Origin of the sequence: Mesorhizobium sp. Cs1321R2N1 (assembly GCF_037179725.1) — a bacterium.
Taxonomy (GTDB): Bacteria; Pseudomonadota; Alphaproteobacteria; order Rhizobiales; family Rhizobiaceae; genus Mesorhizobium; species Mesorhizobium salmacidum.
In genome coordinates this window covers 24,415-32,469 of record NZ_JAPYKP010000059.1, presented here as the reverse complement: position 1 = coordinate 32,469, position 8,055 = coordinate 24,415, and the positions used below count along the sequence as shown (strand labels likewise).

Annotated in this window: 12 protein-coding genes and 1 pseudogene; 3 read left to right on the top strand and 10 right to left on the bottom strand. The window is 61.1% G+C overall.

The genetic code is table 11. From position 1 onward, the window contains the following. Nucleotides 1-255: 255 nt before the first annotated feature. Nucleotides 256-894 (top strand): MBL fold metallo-hydrolase, encoded by a 639-nt coding sequence (locus tag O7A61_RS16805; protein ID WP_337130756.1) that lies wholly within the window; start codon nucleotides 256-258, stop codon nucleotides 892-894. Nucleotides 895-1,082: 188 nt separating this feature from the next. Here the strand turns inward: O7A61_RS16805 and O7A61_RS16800 are convergent, their stop codons facing one another. The 5 genes from O7A61_RS16800 to O7A61_RS16780 form a co-directional block, all read right to left on the bottom strand. Beyond that, nucleotides 1,083-1,517 carry a BA14K family protein gene (locus O7A61_RS16800; protein WP_140712449.1) on the bottom strand — a complete coding sequence of 145 codons (435 nt, stop codon included), beginning with the start codon at nucleotides 1,515-1,517 and terminating at the stop codon, nucleotides 1,083-1,085. A gap of 192 nt (nucleotides 1,518-1,709) precedes the next feature. After that, on the bottom strand, nucleotides 1,710-1,922 hold the full coding sequence (locus O7A61_RS16795; RefSeq protein ID WP_008877668.1) for a cold-shock protein: 213 nt from the start codon (nucleotides 1,920-1,922) through the stop codon (nucleotides 1,710-1,712). Between the two features lie 319 nt (nucleotides 1,923-2,241). Then, nucleotides 2,242-2,454: a cold-shock protein gene (locus O7A61_RS16790; protein WP_006202520.1), complete on the bottom strand. Its 213-nt coding sequence runs from the start codon at nucleotides 2,452-2,454 to the stop codon at nucleotides 2,242-2,244. A gap of 532 nt (nucleotides 2,455-2,986) precedes the next feature. Then, the gene (locus tag O7A61_RS16785; RefSeq protein WP_337105816.1) at nucleotides 2,987-3,235 is read right to left on the bottom strand and encodes a hypothetical protein; all 249 of its coding nucleotides are present in this window, start codon (nucleotides 3,233-3,235) and stop codon (nucleotides 2,987-2,989) included. Next, the gene (locus O7A61_RS16780) at nucleotides 3,232-3,531 is read right to left on the bottom strand and encodes a hypothetical protein (protein WP_442921081.1); all 300 of its coding nucleotides are present in this window, start codon (nucleotides 3,529-3,531) and stop codon (nucleotides 3,232-3,234) included. The genes O7A61_RS16785 and O7A61_RS16780 overlap by 4 nt, the downstream gene beginning before the upstream one ends. A gap of 177 nt (nucleotides 3,532-3,708) precedes the next feature. Between O7A61_RS16780 and O7A61_RS16775 the strand changes: the two genes are divergently transcribed. Beyond that, nucleotides 3,709-4,077 carry a hypothetical protein gene (locus tag O7A61_RS16775; RefSeq protein WP_337130755.1) on the top strand — a complete coding sequence of 123 codons (369 nt, stop codon included), beginning with the start codon at nucleotides 3,709-3,711 and terminating at the stop codon, nucleotides 4,075-4,077. A 214-nt stretch (nucleotides 4,078-4,291) separates the two neighbouring features. Continuing rightward, nucleotides 4,292-5,926: a tetratricopeptide repeat-containing sulfotransferase family protein gene (locus O7A61_RS16770; protein WP_337130754.1), complete on the top strand. Its 1,635-nt coding sequence runs from the start codon at nucleotides 4,292-4,294 to the stop codon at nucleotides 5,924-5,926. 158 nt (nucleotides 5,927-6,084) lie between these two features. Here O7A61_RS16770 and O7A61_RS16765 read toward each other — a convergent pair. The 5 genes and pseudogenes from O7A61_RS16765 to O7A61_RS16745 form a co-directional block, all read right to left on the bottom strand. After that, nucleotides 6,085-6,438: pseudogene (locus O7A61_RS16765) on the bottom strand (DUF1428 domain-containing protein). 103 nt (nucleotides 6,439-6,541) lie between these two features. After that, nucleotides 6,542-6,958, bottom strand: a complete 417-nt coding sequence (locus O7A61_RS16760; protein ID WP_027143331.1) for a VOC family protein — start codon at nucleotides 6,956-6,958, stop codon at nucleotides 6,542-6,544. 142 nt (nucleotides 6,959-7,100) lie between these two features. After that, nucleotides 7,101-7,283, bottom strand: a complete 183-nt coding sequence (locus tag O7A61_RS16755; RefSeq protein WP_023770253.1) for a hypothetical protein — start codon at nucleotides 7,281-7,283, stop codon at nucleotides 7,101-7,103. A 131-nt stretch (nucleotides 7,284-7,414) separates the two neighbouring features. After that, nucleotides 7,415-7,723: a HigA family addiction module antitoxin gene (locus O7A61_RS16750; RefSeq protein WP_224570533.1), complete on the bottom strand. Its 309-nt coding sequence runs from the start codon at nucleotides 7,721-7,723 to the stop codon at nucleotides 7,415-7,417. A gap of 26 nt (nucleotides 7,724-7,749) precedes the next feature. Beyond that, on the bottom strand, nucleotides 7,750-8,028 hold the full coding sequence (locus tag O7A61_RS16745; RefSeq protein ID WP_027143329.1) for a type II toxin-antitoxin system RelE/ParE family toxin: 279 nt from the start codon (nucleotides 8,026-8,028) through the stop codon (nucleotides 7,750-7,752). Nucleotides 8,029-8,055: the final 27 nt, after the last annotated feature.

The window sequence follows — 8,055 nt, the reverse complement described above, 5'->3', positions numbered from 1 at the left end:
CGGCGGCGACCGGCGGCCTGGGCAGCGCGCTCAACCTGCAGAACATCGTCGGTGGCGCCGGCGGCGGCGCGATCCTGACCGGCATCCTGGGCGCGGTCATGGGCGCCATGAAGAAATAAGCCTGCCAATCTCGGGCTGGCAAATGGGCGGCTTCGGCCGCCCATTTCTTTTTGGACACGCACTGTTTGACCTTCCGGCTGTGGACGGTTTTGACCGATGTCTCTACATGATCGCTGACACAGCGAAAGGACGATCATGGGTCAGCTCAATGCCGGCATCGTGCCGGTCACACCGTTCCAGCAGAACTGCACCATCCTGTTCGACATGGATGACAAGCACGGCGTGGTGGTCGATCCCGGCGGCGACATCGACAAGGTGCTGGGGGTGTTGAAGGACAATGCGATCACGGCCGAGGCGATCTGGATCACGCACGGCCATATTGACCATGCCGGCGGCGCCATGGAGTTGAAGGGAGCACTCGGCATCGAGATCATCGGCCCGCATGAAGCCGACAAGATGCTGCTCGACAATCTGGAGAACCAGGGCAGGCGCTACGGTATCGGCGGTGTGCGCAATTGCGTGCCCGACCGGTTTCTTACAGAAGGCGAGACGGTGTCATTTGGCGGCCATGTATTCGAGGTGCTGCATTGCCCCGGCCATGCGCCTGGCCATGTCGTCTACTACAACCGCGCCGCCAAATTCGCCCATGTCGGCGACGTCCTATTTCGCGGCTCGGTCGGCCGCACCGACCTGCCGGGCGGCGACCACGCGGCACTCATCGCCTCGATCAAGGACAAGCTGTTGCCGCTTGGCGACGACATCGGCTTCATTTGCGGTCACGGTCCCGGCGGGCGCTTCGGCGAGGAACGGCGAACCAATCCGTTTTTGACCTGAATGAGATCTGAACCGGCTCCGGGTTCCAACGCCTACAGCATGTCGCGGCAAATATGATTGTAAACTTCTGATTATGCATGTCGTTATCCCGGAACCGAGGGCACTTCCGGGCGACATGCATTAGCAAGCCGATAACAAAAAAGCGCCGGCCTTGCGGTCAGCGCTTTTTTGTTTGGGGCAGGGAAGCCTCAGTTGGCGGTGCAGAAATGCTGTTCGCCGTCACTGCCGGTGAAGGTGCCGGTCCGGGAATTGAAGCTGCGATATCGGTCCGAGCAGTACTCGTACCAGCCGCGCGTCCACGGTTCGGCATAGCGGTCGGCATAGACCACCTGCGGTTCCACGTAGTAGCGGCGCACCGGGGCCGGGCGTATCCGCACGTCACGATCATAATAGCCGTCATCGTAATAACGGTCGGAATCGGGCGGCGGCCGGTCATTGGCCAACGCGCCACCGATCAGCGCGCCGGCGGCAAGGCCGAGAACGCCGGCCGCGACAGCATCGCCATGGCCATGGCCGTGATGGTGCCAACGGCGCCAGTCATCGGCATTGGCCGCCGAAAAGGTCCCCAGCGTGGTGGCGACCACGGCGGCGGACAGCACGGCTGTCTTGAAAATTCGGTTCATCTTGGTCTCCTTCGTGCCGGGCCGTGCAGTTTTGCAGGGGATGCGGTCCGGCTTTACGAATGATTAATATGGGACCGTGGCTGAACGGGGGCTGAACGAAAATTTGACCGCACGCCTTGTTTCTCGACATCAAACCCGCGCCTACGGGGCGCTGACCAGACCTGCCGGAGCAGGCGTCGGTGCGAAGCCGGCTCAGCCGACCGACAGGTTGACGGCCTTGGGTCCCTTGCCGCGCTTGTCCGGCTCGGTGTCGAATGTCACTTTCTGCCCATCTTCGAGACCGGGAAGACCCGACGCCTGCACGGCCGAAATATGGACGAAGACATCCTTCGCGCCATCATCCGGTGTGATGAAGCCGAAGCCTTTGGCATGGTTGAAGAATTTGACGGTGCCGGTCTGCGGCATGGGAAGCTCCTTTGATCCCATAAACTCCAGTCTCGGGCCGGCAAATGCCCGAATGGAAATTTGTCCTTTATTTTAGCCCTATCGGCAAGTGAAAGTTTTCCGGGCACTTGAAGGACGTCGCGCTTTAAGTGCTTGTTATGACGCGTGTCATTGGCCCGGACCGGATGAACTTCCAGATGACATGCGTTTATGCTGCGCCACAGACGTGAAAAAGGCGCGACGAAAACCGCCGCGCCTTTCAAAAATCTGTCTGCCTGCCCAGGTGCTGGTCAAGCTCCTCGATCGCCCATCCGCCTGGGATGTGCGGCGCGCCGATCGCTCAGGCTGCGCGCAGGTTGACCGCCTTCGGGCCCTTGCCCATGCGATCCGGCTCGACGTCGAAGGTGACCTTCTGGCCGTCGACCAGCGTGCGCAGGCCCGAGGCCTCGATCGCTGAAATGTGGACGAACACGTCCTTGGCGCCGCCGTCGGGCGTGATGAAACCGAAGCCTTTGGTCGCATTGAAGAATTTAACGGTGCCGGTCTGGGCCATTGGGGAAACTCCTTCACCCGTTCAGTCTTGGTGGTCCTGCCCGCCACCTGGCGTCGAGGGCAGTTCCTGGTGGTTGCTTCGGCAGTCATGCATTGGCGCATGGTCAAAACCCCCCGCCGAAAAACGGGGCCGTCAGAGATTCACAGTATCGGGGAAAGGTCGTCCAAAACGTTCCGCTCTCCGGGTCGCAAATGCCCGAACACAGAATTTATCGCACGGAAACGTGAACGTTGCAAGATAGCGCCGCGGGCCGCCGCCACGAGCGCATCCGACGCAAAAAAATCGACCGATCAGAGCGTCGACCGGCTGCAAATAGGCTTCGTTGCCCGAGGGGTCATCGGCCCACGGTCGTGGTCATATATAGGCCAGAAGTGATGATTGCCGGCAACGCGCGGCGAGGCCCTCACTGATCCCGGTCATTTCCCGACAGAGGCTGCGAACGTGCCTCGGATTATCGCATCGTCGGCGACGGGCCGTGCTGACGGGGCGTAACCCGGCTCGCGCCTATAGTGGGTGTTTGAAGCCCTTCCGCTCAGGCGGCCGGATTGTCGGCCAGTTCGAGATTGTCTTCCGTGGTGACCCGTTCGTGGGTCTCCTGCTCGCTGCGGATACGGTATTGCGGGGAACCGTCCTTGACCGGCAGCCTGCTCTTGATCTCGAACAGTTCCGCGGTTTTGTTGAGCAGGCCGGTCCGGCTTTTCATACGCACGGTCTGGCCGATGGCAAAGAGATGCGAGGGGGTGTCGGTGCGCGGACGCGCATTCTGTTGAAAACGGATCATGCTGCATTCTCCCGGTCGCGCACCAGCGCGGTCTCGAGGTCCAGGTAGTCGATGGCGATAAGCTGGCTGGTGAGCGGATTGTTCATCGCCCTTGCCGGCAGATGGATGAAAGTAGCGACGCGGCGCCAGGCAAGCCATGACATGCCCTCGATCAACTCTTCGTCGTGATCGATGTCGTAGTGGCCAGCCGGCAGTGTCCTTCCAGGCCAGCGAGCACGAACGGCGCGGTGAAATGGGCGATGGAACGGGTGGTGCGGTCCGGCATTGTCCTGATATTTCCCGCCTTGTGGCGTCACGCAAACAGCGGCTTGAGAGCAAAAAAAACAGGGACACGGCGAATGTGCCGCGCGTCCGGTATCGGCATCTGGAATGAGATTGGCGGGTCTAGAACCTCTGACGCCGCGAGATGCCAATTCTGGCCCAAACGATATCTTCCTATATAGCTCAATTTGGAGCTTCATTCAAGAAGAATTATGGAATTCCTCGCTTCGATTTCAAAAATAGACGGCTATAAATTTTGGAATAATTCTGCTACGGCTCAGATATCTTCAAAAATGTCTCGGAAGCGCGCCGAATATTTACTCGGCGCCTGTAATTTTATTTTTTCTGAAAGGGATAAAACCATGGATTCATTCAGAACTTCGAAAGGGAAGAGCGTGGCAATCAATCCCATCGTCAAGCCAAGCGCCACGTACGCCATTGGCGCTGCCGGAAAGCCGATGGTCGTCCAATCGGCGCGGCTGACCATCAGAAGCGACGAGGCGGCAAGGCGAACGATCTCCGATACCGATGGCACTGTGAGGCGGGCCAGGCAGGTTGCCGAGACCAATCGCCTGATCTGACCGCTTTCACCGCGATGTAGGGCACAGAACCAAGCAAAGCCTTGAACCTGTAGCGCCGATGGCCTAGATCGCGGCAGGCGCATAACACGGCAGGTGTCCCATCAACAGAGATCAGAGAAGAGCGGCGGGTGCGGGAGCCAAATCTGGCGCGGCCAAATCTGGCGCGGCCAAGTCTGGCGCGGGAGGCCAGCCGCCGCTGGGCCTCGACCAGTATGTGCAGCAGGCGCTGCAACTGCACCAGGCCGGGCGCCGGCAAGAGGCCGAAGCGATCTACCGGCAAGTGCTGGCGCGTCAGCCCAAACATGCGGCCGCGGCGCATTTCCTGGGGTTGCTGTTGCACCAGACCGGGCGCAGCGAAGAAGGGATGGATTTCCTGGAACAGTCGGTTCAACTGCAGCCGACGAACCCCGACTTCCTCAACAATCTCGGCACGGTGATGCGGGATCTGGGCCGTGTCACCGCGGCGATCGATTTCTTCCGCGGCGCGGTTGATCTGCGGCCGGAGCAGCTTGCGGCGCGCGACAATCTCGGCTCGTCGCTGAAGCAGATCGGCCGGTTCGAGGAGGCCGAGGACATCTGTCGCGGCACGGTGCAGCGCAATCCATTCCACGTGCGCGCGCGGATTGGGCTTGCCGAAACCCTGCAGGAAGCCGGACGCCTCGACGAGGCGCTGGCTGTTTTCCAAGAGGCACTGACCATTCGGCCCAAGGATGCCGACCTGCTGCACGGACTGGGCGTCGGGCTGATGGAGAAGGGCAAGCTCGACGAGGCGGCCGACCTGTTCCGGCAGGCGGTGGCGATCCAGCCCGCCATGGCCCGCGCGTGGCTGATGCTGACGCAGGTCAAGCGCCAGAAGGAGCGCGATGCCGAATTGGCCGGCATGGAGGCGCAGCACGCCAAGGCGCCGCAGGACAGCCTAGCACGCATGCAGCTGTCGTTTGGCCTCGGCAAGGCGAATGACGATCTGAAGGATTATGGCAAGGCTTTCGACTACTTCGCCGAGGGCAATGCCATCCGCCGCAAGGGCATCGACTATGATCCGGTGAAGACACGTGCCGAATTCGAGGCGATGAAGACGGTGTTCGATGCCGGCTTCTTCGAAAAGCACAGACCGAGCCCGATCACCGACGATGCGCCGATCTTCGTCGTCGGCATGCCGCGTTCGGGTACGACGCTGGTCGAACAGATCATCGCCAGCCACGCCCAAGTCTACGGCGCGGGCGAGCTCGGCATCTTGAAGACGGCGGTCGGCAGGCAGTTCCCGTCGAACATGCCGGGCGGCTTTCCCTGGGGCGTGGCCGACACGGACGATGCGGATTTCGCCGAGGCGGGGCAGGCCTATCTCGACATGCTCCATGCCCGCTATCCGCATATGCGCCACGTCACCGACAAGATGCCGGGCAACTTCCTGCTCGTCGGCTTCATCCATATGATGCTGCCGAAGGCAAAAATCATCCACTGCGCCCGCGATGCGGCGGCGACATGCCTGTCGATCTACAAGGTGCATTTCCGCGGCGACAGCCACCGCTATGGCTATGACCTCGGCGAGCTCGCCGATTTCCACAATCTCTATACCGACATCATGGCGCATTGGCACAAGGTGCTGCCCGGCGTCGTGCACGATGTGCGCTACGAGGATTTCGTCGCCGACCAGGACGGGCAGAGCCGGGCGCTGATCGACTATCTCGGCCTGCCATGGGAGGATGCCGTGCTGTCGTTCCACCAGACCGACAGGCCGGTGCGCACGGCATCCGCCGCGCAGGTGCGCCACCCGATGTACCAGGGCTCGGTCGATCTGTGGAAGCGCTATGGCGACAGGCTGAAGCCGCTGCTCGACAAGCTGGATTAGCACACCGATCGTCGGTCGGCGCGAAGCGTCTGAACTTCGTCATCCTCGGGTCTACGCGTCCGCATCGCTCCCGCTCCGCCCGTGGATGACTACCTAACGAGGGTTTCGGTCAACCGCAAAGGGCTGCAATCTGCCAACCCTGCCGTTGCGCCAGCTGCTCAAAGCTGCATGAAGGGCTGGAAGCCGCCGAAGATCATGCGCTTGGCATCGAAGGGCATGGTTCCCCAATCGGGTTTCAGGCGCGGATCGGCCATCACCTTGGCCATCACAGCATCGCGATCCTGCCTGGACTTGTAGACGGCCCAGGAGAAAACGACGATCTCGTCGTCCTAGGCCTGAACGGCGCGCGGAAACGAGGTCAGCTCGCCATAGGGCACATCGTCGCCGACACATTCGACATAGGCGAGCGCGCCGTGTTCCATCCATATGGGGCCTGTGAGATTGGCCAGCTTCTTGTAGTCATCGAGATTTGCCTTCGGCACGGCAAGCACGAAGCCATCGACATAGGACATGGCGGTCTCCTCTTTGCTAGAAATGGGCGCCGGATCGGCGGGGATACGACCCGGCGCGGTTGGGCGCATCCCTCTCGGCGAGGGCGCGCGCGCGCGCTAAAGCTTATTCCGTCGGTGCGTTCATTGCCCAGGCGACGCCGAAGGGGTCCTTCACCTGGCCCCATCGGTCGCCCCAGAACATCACCTGCAGCGGCGTGACGATCTCGCAACCGGCGTCGACGGCGCGCTTCCACCAGGCGTCGATATCATCCTTGCCGAGATGGAGCTGCAACGTATAGCCCTGCGCCGCCTGGTGCGGATGGCCGTGTTCCGGATAGGCGTCGCCGAGCATCAGCGTCGAGCCGTTGATGTAGAGATGGATATGCATGGTGCGGCCTTTTTCATCCGCCGGATAGGCAAAGACTTCCTCGGCTCCGAAAGCCTTCTTGTAGAACTCGGCGGCCTTGTTGGCGCCGTCGACCTGCAGATAGGGGGTCAATCCACCAAGCACTTTTGGCCGGGGTGGGGTCTGGTCGGTCATTGCATGTTCCTCTTCACGTTTGGATTGGCCTTGCGGACCGTAGGACGGACGAGAGGACGCCAATCCTACAGGGTCGCGAAAATTTTTCGCCTGATATCATCGGGCAACCGGCCGGCTGTGGAGGCCGGCGTACAGGTCGTGGTCATATGACCTTGGCCGAGGACGTGGCCGCGCGACGGCTGTCGCGGGCATCGAAGATTTCCGGAAAACCGATATCCTTGCGCAGTTCGGCCGGCAGCGACAGCAGGATGCGTTCGCTGCGGTGACGGGCGCGCGCCGCGGCATACCGGGTTGCGATGCGGCCGATGGATGACAGGACGGACATGACGACTTCTCCCTGGGTTGGCGCCGGCATCATCATGTCGGCATCCCAAGGACGGGGCAGCAACGGGCGATCCGACAGATTGCCCGGAGAATTTTTATGTCGGCATTTCATTCAGGCGCCGCCGAGGAGGCCTATGCAACCTTGAGCGTGGGGATAGCCGAAACATCGACCTCACGCTCGGCGTGCCAGGCATCGAAAGCCGCCTGCATCCGAAGCCAGATCGCCGCGCCGTCGCCGAACAGCTTCCCAAGGCGAGCGGCCACTGCCGGCGAAACCGGCTTCCTTTCGCGGATAATGTCATATAGCTGCTGCCGGGAGATGCCGAGCAGATTTGCAATTTCCACCTTGGTCTTTCCAGTTGCCGGGATAATGTCCTCAAGCAGCGCTCCCGGGTGGGAGGGGCAACGCTCGATCGGACGCATCGGCTCGTGCACGGTCATAAGTCGAACTCTCCAATCTGGCCGCCTCAGTGATATTGCTCGAAATCGACGCGGGCGGCGTCATTGCCGTCGAATTCAAATGTAATGCACCACGGCCCGTTGACGTGGACCGTGTAGCGGATGGGATCGAAGCCTCTCAGCGGGTGGAAGTCGAAGCCGGGAAGATTCATCTCCTCCGGCTTTTCCGAAGCTTCCAGACGGTCAAGCCGAACAAGGATGCGCTTGTGCATCTTGGCGTCGATCTTGCCGGTTTTTCCGGTTTGAAAGAGGTCGGACAGCGCCTTGTTCTTGAAGGACTTGATCATGATGTATGTAAACAGATCGCTTACGCA